The following is a 16,965-nucleotide window of genomic DNA, read 5'->3' on the forward strand; positions in this document are numbered from 1 at the left end:
ATGCCCATCTTCTGGCGACCGCAGTTCCGCATTGGCCACGACGACATCGACGCCGACCACCGCTACCTGATCCTGCTCATCAACACGGTGGAGCTCGTGCTGCGCTTTCCGGACGACCCGCGCAATGTCGAGCTGGCGCTGACCGAGCTGCGACGCTACGCAGAGGACCACTTCGAGCGCGAGGAGCGCATCCAGATCGCCTACGGCTACCTCCACCTCGACCAGCACAAGCTCGAACACCGCGCCTTGCTGGCCGAGCTCGACATCCTCGTGCAGCGCATCCACGCCACGCTCGAGGATCCCGATGGCGGGGTGGAAGGTGTCAAGGCGCAGAGCGGCGAGATCACCGCCTTTCTGCGCAAATGGCTGGTGGATCACGTGATGAAGTCGGACATGCAGCTCGTGCCGCTGTTCCGCAAGCCGGTCGTGCGTTAGGAGCTCCGCTTTGAGCGGGCAGCCCTCGATGGATGGAGAAGATCTTGGTGCGGGCGGCTGTTGCGGCACGTGCGGTGGCGTGGCGCCCAAGCCGCGGCTGCAGCCGCTGGCGGCCGCCGAGGCGCGCACGCGCAGCGTGTTTCGCATCCCCGGCATGGACTGCCCGTCCGAGGAGCAGATGATCCGCCTGCGCCTGGCCGAGGCGCCGGTGGCGGCGCTGGCGTTCGACCTCGCCGGGCGGCGGCTGACGGTGGAGCACGACGGCGACCCGCAGGCGATCCTCGCCCGTCTCGTCCCGCTGGGTTACGGCGCCGAGCTGGCGGAGTCGCATACGCTCGCCGCCGATGAGGCCGCGCCCGCCGCGCCCGCCGACGACGCGGCCGAGGCCCGCGTGCTGTGGATCCTGCTGGCGCTCAATGCCGTGATGTTCGTGGTCGAACTCGGCGCCGGCATCTGGGCGCGCTCGGCCGGCCTGGTTGCCGACGCGATGGACATGTTCGCCGACGCCGCCGTCTATGGCGTCGCGCTTTACGCGGTGGGACGGGCCGCGCGCTACAAGCTGGGTGCCGCGCGCCTGGCGGGGGGGCTGCAGCTGGTGCTGGCCCTTGGCGCGCTTGCCGAGGTCGTGCGTCGCATCGTCGGCGATGCCACGCCGGAGCCGATCGGCATGATGGGCATCGCGCTGCTCGCGCTCGCCGCCAACGTCGCCTGCTTGGTGCTGATCGCCCGCCATCGCGAGGGCGGCGTGCACATGAAGGCGAGCTACATCTTCTCGGCCAACGACGTCGTCGCCAACCTCGGTGTGATCGTCGCCGGCGTGCTGGTGGCGTGGACCGGCAGCGCGTGGCCGGACTGGATCATCGGCCTGGTGATCGGCGCGGTGGTGCTGATGGGCGCGGTGCGCATCCTGCGACTCGGGTGAACGCCACGGGGGGGCCGGTACCTTGCCTGGGATGGGTGATGCTCGACCGGGCCTCGTCGATGCGGGTGCGCCTGCGCCGGGTGACGCAGGCTCCGAACATCCAGCAAGACCCGATCAACTTCTGTGAAAGCCGACATGAACGAAGCGCATGACGCGAAAGACGCCGAGCACAGCCCCTGGGCGGTCTTCCTGATCTTCCTGCGCCTGGGGCTCAGCTCCTTCGGCGGGCCGGTGGCGCACCTGGGCTATTTTCACGCCGAGTTCGTCGCGCGCCGGCGCTGGCTGGGCGAACGCGCCTATGCCGATCTGGTGGCGCTGTGCCAGTTCCTGCCCGGGCCGGCGAGCAGCCAGGTGGGCATGGCGCTCGGCCTGCAGCGTGCCGGCTACGCCGGCGCCTTCGCGGCGTGGGCGGGTTTCACGCTGCCCTCGGCGATCGCGCTGATCCTCTTCGCGCTCGGCCTCGCCCGCCATGGCGACGCGCTGCCGCCGGGCGTGCTGCACGGGCTGAAGGTGGTGGCGGTGGCGGTGGTGACGCAGGCGGTGTGGGGCATGGCGGGCAAGCTCTGCATCGGCCGCGCCCGCATCACCCTGATGGCGCTCGCGGCGTGCATGGTGCTGGCGCTGCCGACGGCGTGGACCCAGGTCGGGGTGATCGCGCTCGCGGGGCTGGCCGGGCTGGCGGTGTTCAGAGCGCAGGCGGAGGCCGGGGTGCGCGAGCCCTCGGCGGCGACGCGGCGCGCGGCTTCCTCGGGCGCGCGTGCGGGGGACCTCGGGCCGCTTCCGAGTGTGTCGGTGCCACTTGCGGGCGTGTCCGAGCCGGACTCGGGGGTCTTGGGGGCGAATACGGGTGCGCCGGGGCCGCGCTCGGGGTGGCTGTGGCTGGCGGCCTTCTTCGCGCCGCTCGCCGCCCTGCCGCTGCTCGTCGCGCTGCAGCCCGATGGCTGGCTGGCGCGCGTGGATGCCTTCTACCGTTCGGGCGCGCTGGTGTTCGGCGGCGGGCACGTGGTGCTGCCGCTGCTGCAGGCCGAGGTGGTGCCGACGGGCTGGGTGGACGGGGAGGCCTTCCTCGCCGGATATGGCGCGGCGCAGGCGGTGCCGGGGCCGCTGTTCACCTTTGCCGCCTTCCTCGGTGCCGCGGCGCAGGACGGCTATGGCGGATGGGTGGGCGGAATCGTGTGCCTGCTCGCGGTGTTCGCGCCGTCCTTCCTGCTGGTGGCGGGCGCGCTGCCCTTCTGGGAGCGCCTGCGCGGGGATGCGCGCATGCAGGCCGCGCTCGCCGGCATCAACGCGGCGGTGGTGGGGCTGCTGCTGGCTGCGCTGTACCAGCCGGTGTGGACCAGCGCGATCCACCGCCCGCAGGATTTCGCGCTCGGCCTGGTGGCGCTGGTCGCGCTGATGTCGTGGAAGTGGCCGCCCTGGCTGGTGGTGGCGGCGTGCGGGGTGGCGGGCGGGGTGCTGGGGGGGCTGGCCGCGTAGCGCGGGACCGAGAGCCCGATCGCGACTTGCGTCGCTCCCACGAGAGGCCCGCAACGCCCGGGGTGGAGTCGTTCCCACGAGAAGCCCGCAACGCCCGAGGTGGAATGTAGGAGCGACGCAAGTCGCGATCGGGCAGCGTGGGCGCCTACGCGTACCGCCGCGCTCGCGGGCGAGCGTAGGAGCGACGCAAGTCGCGATTGCGGCTGTCGTCGCTCCTGCGAGAAATCCGTAACGCCCCGGGTGGAATGTAGGAGCGACGCAAGTCGCGATCGCGGCGGTGGAAGGCGCGCGGCGACGATCGCGCGCGCAAACGCTCGCCGCCGTCCTGCGCGGCCCCGGCGGTCTCCTCAGCCCTTGGCGTCTTCCTCCAGCATGCGCTTGAGGTAATCCGGCACGCCCGACAGCACCAGGGTGTCGGTGGCGCGGTCGTAGTGCACGGCGCCGGAATGCAGGCCGCTGCGCTCGAACTCCAGCTTCCAGTTCTCCGCGCTGGCGCTGAAGCGTACCAGCGGGCGGATGGCGCGCCGGTTGGGCACGAAGCCGGGGGCGATCTTCGTCTCCTCGGCGCGCAGCAGCGCGTCCAGGCGCTCGGGCTGTTCGGGGAAGACCTCGCGCGCGAGCTCCTCGAACACCACCGGGGCGCCGGCCTCGCCGAGGGTGTCGAGGTAGTCGTGGGCGCGTTCGAGCACGGCGTCGCGGGTGGCGGGGGCGAGGCGCTCGGTGTCGACGAAGCGGTCGAGGGTGGCGACCAGCTTCTTGGTCTCCTGCAGCGCCACCATCACGTCGCTGCAGCCCAGCACGCGCTTGAACCAGGCACCGCCCTTGCCGCGTCCGCGCAGGAAGCCGAGGTAGCGCTCGTCGCCGCGCCGCCAGCCGGCGAGGTCGACCCGCCCGGCGGCGTGCAGGGCGGAGAAGTCCACATGGGTGCAGTCGAGCGGTGCGAGGTCGCCGCCGATCGCCACCCCGTCGCTGCTGCCGAGCAGCGCCACCCACAGGCTGTCGCCCTCGCCCTCGCGGATGCGCGCGAGCACGAGATGGCCGCCGTCTTCCAGCTCTTCCTCGTCGGCGATCGCCTGCACGCGCTCGGCGAGCTGGCGCGACAGGGCGGTGAAGTCGAGCGTGTCGTCGACGAGGTGCTCGCGGAGCCAGCGCGCGAGCGGGAAGCGCTCCTCGTCCTCCTCGAAGCGGCCGAAGCCCTTGGCGCTGCGGCTCTCGTACTGCGCGCACAGGTGCTCGGCCAGGCGCAGCGCCGCAGCGTCGAGTGCGCAGGGCGCCTCGCGCAGCACCAGGCGCGAGGGTGCGCCGGGCTCGCGCACCAGGGCGTGGAGGATCAGATGGGTGACGACGTGTTCGACGGTGCGCATGGGGCGGGCTCGGGCGGGGCGGGGGGCGGGGGGCGGGGGGCGATTCTGCCACGTGTGTCGCCGTGTCGAGTCACGATCGCGACTTGCGTCGCTCCTACGAGAATCACATTGCCGCCGCGGCGTGGGCCGGCCCGTGGGAGCGACGCGAGTCGCGAAAGGGCGGCGCACTGTGGGCGCGAGCTTTTTCACGGTCGGGCGAGGCGTTTGACTGCCAGAATGAGCCATGTCCATCACGCCCGATCCGGGCAAGGGGAGGTTCTCATGGAAACGACGCGTACCAAGCTGCGCGGGGTGAACCTGGGTAGCTGGCTGCTGCTGGAGAAGTGGATGGTGCCCAGCCTGTTCGAGGGCCTGGAGGCGACCGACGAGACCACCTGGTGCGCCGAGCTCGGTCCCGCCGCGGCCGAGCGCCTGCGCCGGCACTGGGCGAGCTTCGTGACCCGCGAGGACTTCGCCTGGATCGCCGCACGCGGCCTCAACGCGGTGCGCATCCCGATCGGGCACTGGATCTTCGGCCCCGACTACCCTTACCACCCCAAGTACGGCGCCCACCGCCACCCCTTCGTCACCGGTGGCATCGAGGTGCTCGACCGCGCCCTCGACTGGGCGCAGGAGTTCGGCCTGCGCGTGATCATCGACCTGCACGCCGCGCCCGGCTGCCAGAACGGCTTCGATAACGGCGGCATCAAGGACGTGGTGGAGTGGCATACGAAGAAGGAATACCTCGAGCACTCGCTCGCCGTGCTCGAGCGCCTGGCCGAGCGCTACCGCGCGCACCCGGCGCTGCACGGCATCGAGCTGCTCAACGAGCCGCGCTGGGACGTGCCGACCGACTACCTGAAGTCCTACTACCTCAAGGCCTACGCGCGCATCCGCAAGCACTGCGCGCCGGAGACGGTGGCAGTGGTGTTCCACGACGGCTTCCGCAGCTTCCGCGAGTACCTCGGCTTCATGCAGGCGCCGGCCTTCCGCAATGTGGTGTTCGACTATCACCGCTACCAGTGCTTCGAGCGCGGCGACATCGACATGGACATCCACGGCCACATCCGCAAGGCGGCGGTGGACTGGCGCGAGGAAGCCGACGCGATCAACGCCGAGCTCGGCCTGCCGGCGGTGTGCGGCGAGTGGAGCCTGGGGCTGGACCTGAAGGTGGTGTCGCTGTGGGCCGAGGGGCCGTTCAACCACGCCCTCGAGCACATGGACGACTTCCAGCAGGACGTGGCCAGCCGCGCCTACGGCGACAGCCAGCTGATGACCTTCGAGCGCCTGGCGGGCTGGTTCTTCTGGAGCTACAAGACCGAGACCACGCCCGCCTGGTGCTTGCGCGCGTGCGTGGAGCGCGGCTGGCTGCCCTCACGCTTCGGGTAGGGAGGGCGTTTCCGGCCGCGCCGCGGGCGCGGTCGGCGGCTGCAGGCCCGGGCGCGGGCGCTGCAGCAGCAGCCGGCGCTCGAAGAAGTGGTTCTGGCGCGCGCGCCGGCTGATCACCAGCAGGGTCGAGCTGGGCAGCTCGTGGTGCAGCAGCTCCAGGGTGTCGACCTCTTCCTTGGGCGCGAGCGCGTCGGTGGCCTCCTCGATGAAGATCCACCCCGGCTGGTGCAGGAACACGCGTGCGACGCCCAGGCGCTGCTGGATGCGCAGCGGCAGCTCGCGCCCCCAGTCCTCCTGGGTGTCGAGCTTGGGGGCCAGCCAGGCGATGCCGGCGCATTCGAGCGCACGCTCGAGCACGGCGTCGGCGTGGCGGTCGGCGTCGTCGGGATAGCTCAGCACCATGCGCAGGCTGCCCGCGGGCAGGAAGGGCTGGCGCGGCACGAACATCAGGTCGCGCCCGAGCGGCAGCCTCACCTCCCCGCTGCCCCACGGCCACAGCCCGGCCACCGCCTTGAACAGGCTCACGGTGACCGCAGGGTCGCCGCAGATCAGCACGCGCTCGCCGCGGCGCACGCGCAGGTCGAAGTCGTCGAGGAGGATCTCGCCCGCAGGCGTCTGCAGGCGCAGTTGGCGCAGTTCGAGCTCGGGGTGGGGCGAACTGCACACCGCGATGCGCTCGCGGCCGCGGCTGCGGGCTTCGGCGCGCTCGAGCGCGAGCATGTCCTCGTAGAGGCTGGCGACGCGGTCGATCGAGGCGCGGCAGCGCGCCAGCTCGCCGAGGTTGTCGATCGGCCACGACAGCGCCGTGGTCAGGCGCTGGAAGGCCTGCGCCGCCTGCATCAGCACGCCCAGCGTCATCGCCCCGGCGATGTACTGCGGCGCGGCGATCAGGATGGGGAACACCGGCAGCAGGGTGCCGTAGCCGGTGGAGAAGGACACGATGCCGAGGTAGGCCAGAGTCTGCCGGTTCCAGCCCCGCCCGACGTCGTCGAACAGGCGCGCCGCCTCGCGGCGCTCGTGCGGCTCGCCGTGCATCATCGCGATCGGCTCGGCGTGCTCGCGCGCGCGCGCCAGCCCGAAGCGCAGGTTGGCCTCGACGGTCTGCAGGCGGTTGGTGGCGCGGATCAGCGGGCGACCGAGCATGAGCCCGAGCGCCGCGCCCACGCCCGCATACAGGAAGGCGGCGAGCACCATGTAGCCGTGCACCGCGATCGAGGTCCCCGGCAGCGGCGCGCTGCCCGATACGCGCAGCAGGATGTCGATGAAGCTGCCCAGGATCAGCAGCGCGAACAGCAGCGAGTGGGCGAGCGAGACCGCCACGTCGGTGGCGATGCGGATGTCCTCGGCGATGCGGCCGTCGGGGTTGTCGTGCTCGCCGGCGGTGAACTGCAGGCGGTACAGGTGGCCGTGCGCCAGCCAGTGCTCGAGCAGCAGGTCGGTGAGCCAGCGCCGCCAGTCGAGCTGCAGCCGGCGCTTGACGTGCATGTGCAGCGCGGTCACCCCCATGGTGAGCGCGAAGATCAGCACGAAGACCCCGACCAGCTTCATCAGCTCGGACAGCGCACGCTCCTCGAGCGCGTCGAAGAGGTCGCGGTTCCAGTAGCTCACCCAGATCGCCAGCCCGACCTGCGCCATCGTCAGCAGCGCCAGCGCCAGCACCGTCCCGCGCACCTGCCACTTGCGCGCGCAGTTCCAGTAGCCCCCCGCCAGCAGCAGGAAGCGCCGCCCGCCGTCGCGATGGGGCGGGCGGCGGGGAGGCTGCTTGGGAAGGGTGGCGGCATGGGTGGAGGACATGGAGCAATCATGCCTCGTTACGGGGCGTTCGTCCGTGGAGGAAGACGCGGTTTGCTTGCGGACTGCAAGCGGGCGGCGAGACGGAGCGATCGTTTTGCTACGCGAGTCCCGAGCGACCCGGCTCTGCGAACCACCCGCAGAGGCTTCAGAGATGAAAAAAGCCGCTGACCCTCGCGGATCAGCGGCTTCGTATCTGGTGGTGGTGATGGGCGGAATCGAACCGCCGACCTATGGGTTATGAATCCATCGCTCTAACCGTCTGAGCTACATCACCAACAGAGCGCGCGAATATAGCGGGTCTGCGGCGGGGTCGTCAAGCGTCAGCGCGCCCGAAGAGGACCTTCTGCGGATGGGGCCATGCCGGTTGCGCGTGCGCCGCGGCACCGGGGCAGGGCGGCCATGCGCGCGCAGTAGGCTCCGCAAGTGCGTGCAGGGGCTAGGGTTCTGCGAGTGGAACGCTTGATTTATAAGGCTTTTGCATTGACATCCCCGGGGCGATGGACGATCATCGGCGCCCTGTTCCCTACCGTTCCGGATCTTTCCGGCCCGTCCTTGCGCCCGCATTTCCTCTCCGTCCTGCTGGCCGGTCTCTCCGGCCTCGCGTCCTCCGTGGCCTTTGCTGCCTTGCCGCGGCCGATTCCCGACGACGCGGCGCGGGTGAAGATGACGTTTTCCTCGGCCAGCGTGGTGCAGGTCAAGGATGCCACGCTGCAACTCAGCCCCGGCGCGCAGATCCGCGATACCCACAACCGCATCGTGCTGCCCTCGCATGTGTCTGGCGAGTACGTGGTGCGCATGCTGGTCGACCGCAACGGCCAGGTGCATCGGGTGTGGATCCTCACCCCGGAAGAGGCTGCGGCGCCGATGCCCAAGGCGCCGTCCCGGCCTTGATGGATGCCGCGATGCCCGCCCGACCTGCCGCAAGGCCTTGCCTGACATTCCCTGATAGATGAAGAAACTCTACATCCGCACCTTCGGGTGCCAGATGAACGAGTACGACTCCGACAAGATGGCGGACGTGCTCGGCGCTCACGAAGAACTGGTCAAGACCGACAACCCGGAAGAGGCCGACGTGATCCTCTTCAACACCTGTTCGGTGCGCGAGAAGGCGCAGGAGCGGGTGTTCCACGATCTCGGCCGCGTGCGTCTGCTCAAGCAGAAGAAGCCCGGGCTGATCATCGGTGTGGGCGGCTGCGTGGCCAGCCAGGAAGGCGAGGCCATCGTCAAGCGCGCGCCCTATGTGGACGTGGTGTTCGGCCCGCAGACCCTGCACCGCCTGCCGAGCCTGATCGCGGCGCGCAAGCAGAGCGGGCGCTCGCAGGTGGATATCTCCTTCCCCGAGATCGAGAAGTTCGACGCCATGCCGCCGGCGCGCGTCGAGGGCGCGAGCGCCTTCGTGTCGATCATGGAAGGCTGCTCGAAGTACTGCACCTTCTGCGTCGTGCCCTATACCCGCGGTGACGAGGTGTCGCGCCCGCTCGAGGACGTGCTCGCCGAGATCGCCGGTCTCGCGGCACAGGGCGTCAAGGAGGTGACGCTGCTCGGCCAGAACGTCAACGCCTGGCGCGGCGTGCTCTCGCGCGAGGACGGCGAGCAGGGCACCGACGTTGGTGATTTCGCCTTCCTTCTGGAATGCGTGGCCGAGATCCCCGGCATCGAGCGTATCCGCTACACCACCTCGCACCCACGCGAGATGACGCAGCGTCTGATCGACTGCTACGCGAAGCTTCCCAAGCTGGTGTCGCAGTTGCACCTGCCGGTGCAGTCGGGCTCGGACCGCGTGCTGGCGGCGATGAAGCGCGGCTACTCGGTGCTCGAGTTCAAGTCCGTGGTGCGCAAGCTGCGTGCGGCGCGGCCGGATCTTTCCTTGACCTCCGACTTCATCGTCGGCTTCCCCGGCGAGACCGAGGAGGACTTCGAGAAGACCATGAAGCTGATCGACGACGTCGGCTTCGACGGCTCCTTCAGCTTCGTCTACAGCTCGCGTCCCGGCACCCCGGCCGCCGACCTCGAAGACCCGGTGGCGCAGGAGACCAAGCTCGCCTGGCTCGCCCGCCTGCAAAAGCGCATCGACGCGCAGTACCAGGCCAACAGCGAGGCCATGGTCGGCACGGTGCAGCGCATCCTGGTCGAGGGCGCGGCGAAGAAGAACGCCGAGGCCGAGATGATGGGCCGCAGCGACAACAACCGCGTGGTCAACTTCCCCTCCGACTCGCCCGTCCGCGATCGCCTCGTCGGGCAGTTCGTCGAGGTGCGCATCACCGCAGCCCTGCCGCACAGCCTGCGCGGCGAAATCCTCACCCGGGAATCCTGAATGGCGAAAATCCTGGAAGTCTTCTTCGAGCCGGTGGATAACGCCCGGCTGGCCAAGCTGTGCGGCGTGCTCGACGAGAACCTGCGCCAGATCGAGAACGCCTTCGACATCACCGTGAGCCGGCGTGCCGAACACTTCACGCTGCAGGGCCACCCCGCGCAGGTGCTGCGCGGCGAGATGGCGCTCAAGCATTTTTACGCGCTCGCCGACAAGGACCTGTCGCGCGACGAGGTCCAGCTCGGCCTCATCGAGATCGCCAACAAGGGCGAGGCGGCGCAGCCCGCGCCGGTGCTGATGACGCGCCGTACGGAGCTCCACGGCCGCACGCCGCGCCAGGTCGACTACCTGCGCAACATCCAGGACTTCGACATCACCTTCGGCATCGGCCCGGCCGGCACGGGCAAGACCTATCTCGCGGTGGCGAGCGCGGTCGACGCCTTCGAGCGCGACCTCGTCGAGCGCATCATCCTCACCCGCCCGGCGGTCGAGGCCGGCGAGCGCCTGGGCTTCCTGCCCGGCGACCTGGCGCAGAAGGTCGACCCCTACCTGCGCCCGCTCTACGACGCGCTCTACGACCTGATGGGCTTCGACCGCGTCGGCAAGCTCTTCGAGCGCGGCAGCATCGAGATCGCGCCGCTCGCCTTCATGCGCGGGCGCACGCTCAATAATGCCTTCATCATCCTCGACGAGGCGCAGAACACGACCCCCGAGCAGATGAAGATGTTCCTCACCCGCATCGGCTTCGGCGCCAAGGCGGTGGTCACCGGCGACCTCACCCAGATCGACCTGGCACGCGGCCAGCGCAGCGGTCTCAAGGAGGCGCGCGCGGTGCTGGCGGGGGTGCGCGGCATCGCGTTCACCGAATTCAGCAAGGAAGACGTGGTGCGTCATCCGCTTGTCGCGCGCATCGTCGAAGCTTACGACCTCGAGGCTGCGCGCCTCGAGCGCGAGAAGGCCGCGGCCCGCGCCGCGCGCCAGCAGCCGCACCCGCAGGAGCAGGAAGCCGAAGATGGCGAATAAGACCAACAGGACCGACAGGACGAACCAGGCGGCCGCGCGCAAGTCGGCCGGCACCTGGCCCAGGATTATCGCCGTCGATGCCGACGGCAAGGCTGCGCGCATCCGCGCCGAGCGCCTGGAGATCGAGCTCGGCGACGGTCGCAAGCTGCTGCTCGCCTTCCCCGAGAAGGCCTGGGGCGACCTCGAGATCGAGGCCGAGACCGACGACGACAACGCGGTGCCGATGCTGTCGCTGCAGCCCGGTGCCTGCAACCTGATGACCCTGCGCGTGGATGTGCACCACGACATGAGCTTCGTCGAGCCGCTCGCGCTGCCCGCGGGCGAGCATCCGCCGGTGCTGAAGCTGCAGGTGCAGAAGGCGGTCGAGGGCGAGGACAAGGCCAACTGCCCCAAGAAGAACCACATCCGGCGCTGGGCCGCGGCGGCGCTGCGCGCCAGCGCCCAGGTCACGGTGCGCCTGGTGGGCGAGGCCGAGGGGCGCGCACTCAACCGCGACTACCGCGGCAAGGACTACGCCACCAACGTGCTGACCTTCGCCTACGCCGAGGGCGAGGACCTGCCCGGCCTGCCCGCGGCGGCCGCAGACGTGCCGCTCGCCGGCGACCTGGTGCTGTGCGTTCCGGTGGTGGTGCGCGAGGCCGCCGCCCAGGGCAAGACCCTGGAGGCGCACTTCGCCCACCTCGTCGTGCATGGCATGCTGCACCTGCAGGGTTACGATCACGAGAACGAGACCGAGGCGGCCGAGATGGAAGCGCTCGAGACCGCGATCCTGCGCGAGCTCGGCTATGCCGACCCCTACGCCTTGAGCGCCTGAAGCGGAGACACCGACCCCCAAAATGGACAGTTCCCCCAAACCCTCCTTACTCGAGCGACTTTCGGCCCTTCTCTCGCGCGAACCGGAAGATCGCGATGAACTCCTCGCGCTGCTGCACTCGGCCTTCGACCGCAACCTGATCGACGCCGACGCCCTCACCATCATCGAAGGCGCCCTGCAGATGTCCGACATGCAGGTGCGCGACGTGATGGTCCCGCGCGCCCAGATGGACTGCGTGCATCTGGACGACCCGATCGACACGATCGCCAACTTCGCGATCGACACCGCCCACTCGCGCTTCCCCGCGATCGGCGACGGCAAGGACGACGTCGTCGGCATCCTGCTCGCCAAGGACCTGCTGCGCTACTTCGCCGGGCGCGAGTTCGACCTGCGCGACATGCTGCGCCCCGCAGTCTTCGTGCCCGAATCCAAGCGTCTCAACGTGCTGCTGCGCGAGTTCCGCGTGTCGCGCAACCACATGGCGATCGTGGTGGACGAGTACGGCGGCGTGGCCGGCCTGGTCACCATCGAGGACGTGCTCGAGCAGATCGTCGGCGACATCGAGGACGAGTACGACTTCGACGAGGTCGGCGACAACATCCGTCTCGACCACAGCGGCCGCTACCGCGTGAAGGCGACCACCGAGATCGAGGACTTCAACGAGGCCTTCGCCACCCACTTCAGCGACGAGGAATACGACACCGTCGGTGGCCTGGTGATCCGCCATTTTGGCCGCCTGCCCAAGCGTGGCGAGGCGGTGGAGCTCGAAGGCCTGAAGATCCAGGTGCTGCGCGCCGACAGCCGGCGGGTGTACACGCTGATCGTCGAGCGCCTGCCGCAGCCGCTGTCCGAACAGGCGTGATGCGGCGCGCCTGGCTGCTCGCGCTGCTCGCCGGCGGCGCGACGGTGTTCGCCTTCGCGCCCTTCGGGCTGTTCCCGCTCGCTTTCCTCGGCCTCGGCGTGCTCGTCTGGCTGCTCGCCGGCGCGGCGCGCGCGCGCGAGGGCTTCGCGCTCGGCTTCGCGTGGGGCTTCGGTGCCTTCGCCGCCGGAGTGTCCTGGCTCTACGTCGCGCTCGAACGCTACGGCGGCGTGCCCGCGCCGGTCGCCGCGCTGGCGATCGCGCTGTTCTGCGCCTACCTCGCGCTCTATCCGGCGCTCGCCGGGGCGGCCTTCGTCGCGCTGCGCGGCGAGCGCGTGGCAGGCGCGCCGGTGCGCGCAGCGGCGCTCTTCGGCGCGCTCTGGCTGGGCTCCGAATGGCTGCGCGGCGTGCTCTTCACCGGCTTCCCCTGGCTTGCGATCGGCTATGCGCAGACGCCGCCCAGCCCGCTTGCCGGCCTGCTGCCGGTGCTCGGCGTGTATGGCGTGGGGGCGCTGAGCGCCTTCGTCGCCGCGCTGTGCGCATTCGCGCTGCGGGCGGGCGGCGTGCGCGTGCTGCTCGCCTGGCGCCCGGCGTTGGCGCTGTGCGCTCCCTTCGCCGCCGGCTTCGCGCTGCTCGGCCATGCCTGGACCCAGCCGGTCGGCGCGCCCTTGAAGGTGGCGCTGGTGCAGACCGATTTCGCGCAGAGCCTCAAATGGGATCCGGCGCGCTTCGAGGAGGTGCTGCGGGTCAACCTCGAGCTCGCGCGCGACGCCTTCGGGCAGGCGCAGCCGCCTGCGCTGGTGGTGCTGCCCGAGACCACCGTGCCGACCCTGCTCGACCGCCTGCCCGCTGGCTATCTCGAAGCCTTCGCCGGCCTCGCCGCCGCGTCCGGCGCCGACCTGGTGATGGGCGCCTTCCGCCGCGACGCCGAGGAGCGCATCTACAACGCCGCGATCAGCCTCGGCAGCGCGCCCGTGCAGCTCTACGCCAAGCAGCACCTGGTGCCCTTCGGCGAATATTCACCGCCGCTGTTCGGCTGGTTCTACGCGCTGGCGCAGATTCCGATGTCCGACCAGACCCGCGGCGCGCCCGACCAGGCGCCGATGCGCTTCGGCGCGCAGCAGGTCGCGCTCAACATCTGCTACGAGGACCTCTTCGGCGCCGAGCTGATCCGCGCGCTGCCTGCGGCCACGCTGATGCTCAACCTCTCCAACCTGGCCTGGTACGGCGACTCGCTCGCCCAGCCGCAACACCTGCAGATCGCCCGCGTGCGCGCGCTCGAGACCGGTCGTCCGATGCTGCGCGCCACCAACACCGGCATGACCGCGGTGGTGCAGCCCGACGGCAGCGTCGCCGCCGTGCTGCCCGCGTTCGCGCGCGGCGTGCTCCATGCCGAGGTGCGCGGCCACCAGGGCATGACTCCTTATGCGCGCTGGGGCGATCGCCTCGCGCTCCTCGCCGCCGCGATCCCGATCGTCCTCGCACTCCTCGCCGCCGCCGCGGCACGCCCGCGCCGGACCGAAGCCCGGTAAAATCATCGTTTTTGCGTGCGCTGCGCAGCCCGGAGGCTGCCCGAGACCATGACCACCGAATCCCGACTCGTGAAACCGACCTTCCAGCAAGTCATCCTCACGCTCCAGCACTTCTGGGGCGAGCGCGGCTGCGTGCTGCTGCAGCCCTACGACCTCGAGGTGGGCGCCGGCACCAGCCACACCGCCACCTTCCTGCGTGCGATCGGCCCCGAGCCCTGGAACGCCGCCTATGTGCAGCCCTCGCGCCGCCCCAAGGACGGCCGCTACGGCGAGAACCCCAACCGCCTGCAGCATTACTACCAGTTCCAGGTGGTGCTGAAGCCCTCGCCGCTGAACATCCAGGAGCTCTACCTCGACAGCCTGCGCGCGCTCGGCATCGACCCGACGGTGCACGACATCCGCTTCGTCGAGGACGACTGGGAGAACCCCACCCTGGGCGCCTGGGGACTGGGCTGGGAAGTCTGGCTGGACGGCATGGAGGTCACCCAGTTCACCTACTTCCAGCAGGTCGGCGGCCTCGATTGCAAGCCGGTGCTGGGCGAGATCACCTACGGCATCGAGCGCCTGGCGATGTACCTGCAGGGCGTGGAGAACGTCTATGACCTGGTGTGGTCTGTCGCGCCGGACGGTCGCAAGGTCACCTACGGCGACGTTTACCACCAGAACGAGGTCGAGCAATCGACGTTCAACTTCGAGCACAGCAACGTCGACTTCCTGTTCTCGCTATTCAACAACTACGAGTCCGAGGCCAGGCGCGTGATGGAGGTCGGGCTGGCACTGCCGGCCTACGAGATGGTGCTCAAGGCCGCCCACACCTTCAACCTGCTCGACGCCCGCGGCGCGATCTCGGTGACCGAGCGCGCCGCCTACATCGGCCGCATCCGCAACCTCTCGCGCGCGGTCGCCCAGGCCTATTTCGAATCCCGCGAAGCCCTCGGCTTCCCGATGCTGAATGCTGAAAAGGAGGCCGCGTGATGACCGTTGCGACCCTGCTCGTCGAACTGCTCACCGAAGAACTGCCGCCCAAGGCCCTGCCGCGCCTGGGCGAGACCTTCGCCACCAGGATCGCCGAGGGCCTGAAAGCCAAGGGACTGGCGCCTGTCGACGCCGCCTTCCGCAGTTTCGCCAGTCCGCGCCGGCTGGCGGTGACCGTGGCGCAGGTGGCTGCCGAGGCCGCCGCGAAGGAGGTCACCGAAAAGCTGATGCCCGTGTCCGTGGCGCTCGACGCCGAGGGCAAGCCCACCCCGGCGTTGCTGAAGAAGATGGAAGCGAAGGGCATCGCCGCCGAGGCCGTCGCCCGCTTCGAGCGCCGCCTGGACGGGAAGGCCGAGGCCTTGTTCCACACCGCCATGGTGCCGGGCGCGAAGCTCGCCGATGTGCTGTCGGGGGTCGTGCAGGACGCCATCAAGGCGCTGCCCATCCCCAAGGTCATGCGCTGGGGCGATGGCGACGCCACCTTCGTGCGCCCGGTGCACAAGCTCACCCTGCTGCACGGCGCCGAGGTGGTGCCGGGCCGCGTGCTGGATCTGGATTCCGGCCGTACCTCCCGCGGCCACCGCTTCATGAGCCGCGGCGACCTCTCCATCGCCACCGCCGACGCCTACGAGCCCACGCTGCTCGCCGAGGGCAAGGTCATCCCGAACTTCGCCGAGCGTCGCGCCGACATCGAGCGCCAGCTGCTCGCCGAGGCCGCGAAGCAGGGTGCGCTGCTCAATGAATACGCCGACCTGCTCGACGAGGTCGCCGCGCTGGTCGAACACCCGACGGTGTACGTGGGCGAGTTCGAGGCCGAGTTCCTCGCCGTGCCGCAGGAGTGCCTGATCCTGACCATGCGCGCCAACCAGAAGTATTTCCCGCTCTTCGATGGCGCCGGCAAGCTGCTCAATCGTTTCCTGATCGTCTCCAACATGCAGGTGGCCGACCCGATCAACATCGTCGCCGGCAACGCCCGCGTGGTGCGCCCGCGCCTGTCGGACGCGCGCTTCTTCTTCGAGCAGGACAAGAAGCAGAAGCTCGAGGCCCGCCTGCCGCGCCTGGCGCCGGTGGTCTATCACAACAAGCTCGGCAGCCAGCTCGAACGCGTCGAGCGCCTCGAGGCGCTGGCCGGTGCGATCGCTGCACAGCTGCACGGCGACGTCGCCGCGGCGAAGCGTGCCGCGCGCCTGGCCAAGGCCGACCTCGTCACCGACATGGTCGGCGAGTTCCCCGAGCTGCAGGGCATCATGGGACGCTACTACGCGCTCGCCGACGGCGAGGGCGAGGTGGTGGCCGACGCCATCCAGGCCCACTACCAGCCGCGCTTCGCCGGCGACGCACTGCCCGCCGGTAACGTCGCCGCCGCGGTGGCGCTGGCCGACAAGCTCGACGCCCTGGTCGGCTTCTTCGGTATCGGCATGGTGCCCACCGGCGACAAGGATCCGTTCGCGCTGCGCCGCGCCGCGCTCGGCGTGCTGCGCATCCTCATGGAAGCGCCGCTGCCGCTCGAGCTGCCCAGGCTGATCGACACCGCGGCTGCCGGCTTCAAGCCCGGCCTGCTGACGGCCGAAGGCTTCGCCGCGCAGCTGCAGGACTTCATGTACGAGCGTCTGAAGAACCTGCTACGGGAGACGGGCCGTGACGGCGCCGTGATCGACGCCGTGCTGGCGCTGAGACCCGCGCGCATCGACCTGGTGCCGGCCAAGCTCGCCGCGGTGGAGGCCTTCCGCGCGCTCCCCGAGGCCGAGGCCCTGGCCGCGGCCAACAAGCGCATCGTCAACATCCTCAAGAAGGCCGAAGGCGCGCCGGGCGAGCCCGACCTCGCGCTGCTGCAGGAAGCTGCCGAGAAGGCGCTCTTCCGTCAGGTGGTCGAGGTGGCGCCGCTGGTGCGTTCGCACGTCGCCAACGAGGACTACACGGATGCGCTGCGGGCACTCGCCGGACTGCGCGCAGCGGTGGACCAGTTCTTCGAAGACGTCATGGTGATGGCGGAGGAGCCGCTGACCCGTGCCAACCGCATCGCGCTGCTGGCCCAGCTCGCCGGCCTGATGAACCAGGTGGCGGACATCTCGCGCCTGTCGGCCTGATCGTC

14 protein-coding genes and 1 tRNA gene are annotated in these 16,965 nt (G+C 70.0%); 12 read left to right on the forward strand and 3 right to left on the reverse strand.

Annotated elements, in window-relative coordinates:
* The 3 genes from PO78_RS13110 (at position 1) to PO78_RS13120 (ending at position 2,833) form a co-directional block, all read left to right on the forward strand.
* Entirely contained in the window at positions 1 to 435 is a 435-nt protein-coding gene (locus PO78_RS13110; protein ID WP_043744287.1) for a bacteriohemerythrin, read from the forward strand.
* 79 nt (positions 436 to 514) lie between these two features.
* Complete coding sequence (locus PO78_RS13115) at positions 515 to 1,357, forward strand: cation transporter (RefSeq protein WP_231570714.1); 843 nt, start codon at positions 515 to 517, stop codon at positions 1,355 to 1,357.
* Between the two features lie 135 nt (positions 1,358 to 1,492).
* A complete protein-coding gene (locus PO78_RS13120) occupies positions 1,493 to 2,833 on the forward strand; it encodes a chromate transporter (RefSeq protein ID WP_043744293.1) in 1,341 nt (446 codons plus the stop codon).
* Between the two features lie 347 nt (positions 2,834 to 3,180).
* On the opposite strand, the gene PO78_RS13125 is transcribed toward PO78_RS13120, so the two are convergent.
* Entirely contained in the window at positions 3,181 to 4,197 is a 1,017-nt protein-coding gene (locus PO78_RS13125; RefSeq protein ID WP_043744296.1) for a nucleoid-associated protein, read from the reverse strand.
* Between the two features lie 261 nt (positions 4,198 to 4,458).
* On the opposite strand from PO78_RS13125, the gene PO78_RS13130 reads away from it, so the two are divergent.
* A complete protein-coding gene (locus PO78_RS13130) occupies positions 4,459 to 5,565 on the forward strand; it encodes a glycoside hydrolase family 5 protein (protein WP_043744299.1) in 1,107 nt (368 codons plus the stop codon).
* On the opposite strand, the gene PO78_RS13135 is transcribed toward PO78_RS13130, so the two are convergent.
* On the reverse strand, positions 5,551 to 7,359 hold the full coding sequence (locus PO78_RS13135) for an ABC transporter ATP-binding protein/permease (RefSeq protein WP_004323406.1): 1,809 nt from the start codon (positions 7,357 to 7,359) through the stop codon (positions 5,551 to 5,553). The genes PO78_RS13130 and PO78_RS13135 overlap by 15 nt on opposite strands.
* 197 nt (positions 7,360 to 7,556) lie before the next feature.
* A tRNA-Met gene (locus PO78_RS13140) sits at positions 7,557 to 7,633 on the reverse strand.
* 278 nt (positions 7,634 to 7,911) lie between these two features.
* On the opposite strand from PO78_RS13140, the gene PO78_RS13145 reads away from it, so the two are divergent.
* The 8 genes from PO78_RS13145 to glyS are packed head-to-tail and all read left to right on the forward strand — an operon-like array spanning position 7,912 to position 16,960.
* A complete protein-coding gene (locus PO78_RS13145; protein ID WP_004323403.1) occupies positions 7,912 to 8,250 on the forward strand; it encodes a hypothetical protein in 339 nt (112 codons plus the stop codon).
* A gap of 58 nt (positions 8,251 to 8,308) precedes the next feature.
* Positions 8,309 to 9,673, forward strand: coding sequence for a tRNA (N6-isopentenyl adenosine(37)-C2)-methylthiotransferase MiaB (gene miaB / locus PO78_RS13150; protein ID WP_043744303.1), 1,365 nt, complete (start codon positions 8,309 to 8,311; stop codon positions 9,671 to 9,673).
* Positions 9,674 to 10,693, forward strand: a complete 1,020-nt coding sequence (locus PO78_RS13155) for a PhoH family protein (protein WP_004323400.1) — start codon at positions 9,674 to 9,676, stop codon at positions 10,691 to 10,693.
* Positions 10,683 to 11,507, forward strand: coding sequence for an rRNA maturation RNase YbeY (ybeY, locus tag PO78_RS13160; protein WP_004323399.1), 825 nt, complete (start codon positions 10,683 to 10,685; stop codon positions 11,505 to 11,507). Before PO78_RS13155 ends, ybeY begins: the two co-directional genes overlap by 11 nt.
* 22 nt (positions 11,508 to 11,529) lie before the next feature.
* Positions 11,530 to 12,369, forward strand: coding sequence for an HlyC/CorC family transporter (locus PO78_RS13165; protein ID WP_004323398.1), 840 nt, complete (start codon positions 11,530 to 11,532; stop codon positions 12,367 to 12,369).
* The gene (gene lnt / locus PO78_RS13170; protein ID WP_043744306.1) at positions 12,369 to 13,898 is read left to right on the forward strand and encodes an apolipoprotein N-acyltransferase; all 1,530 of its coding nucleotides are present in this window, start codon (positions 12,369 to 12,371) and stop codon (positions 13,896 to 13,898) included. Before PO78_RS13165 ends, lnt begins: the two co-directional genes overlap by 1 nt.
* 48 nt (positions 13,899 to 13,946) lie before the next feature.
* The gene (glyQ, locus tag PO78_RS13175) at positions 13,947 to 14,873 is read left to right on the forward strand and encodes a glycine--tRNA ligase subunit alpha (RefSeq protein WP_004322709.1); all 927 of its coding nucleotides are present in this window, start codon (positions 13,947 to 13,949) and stop codon (positions 14,871 to 14,873) included.
* Complete coding sequence (glyS, locus tag PO78_RS13180; RefSeq protein WP_004322707.1) at positions 14,873 to 16,960, forward strand: glycine--tRNA ligase subunit beta; 2,088 nt, start codon at positions 14,873 to 14,875, stop codon at positions 16,958 to 16,960. The genes glyQ and glyS overlap by 1 nt, the downstream gene beginning before the upstream one ends.
* Positions 16,961 to 16,965: the final 5 nt, after the last annotated feature.

This window comes from Thauera sp. SWB20 (assembly GCF_000831325.1).
Lineage (GTDB): Bacteria > Pseudomonadota > Gammaproteobacteria > Burkholderiales > Rhodocyclaceae > Thauera > Thauera aminoaromatica.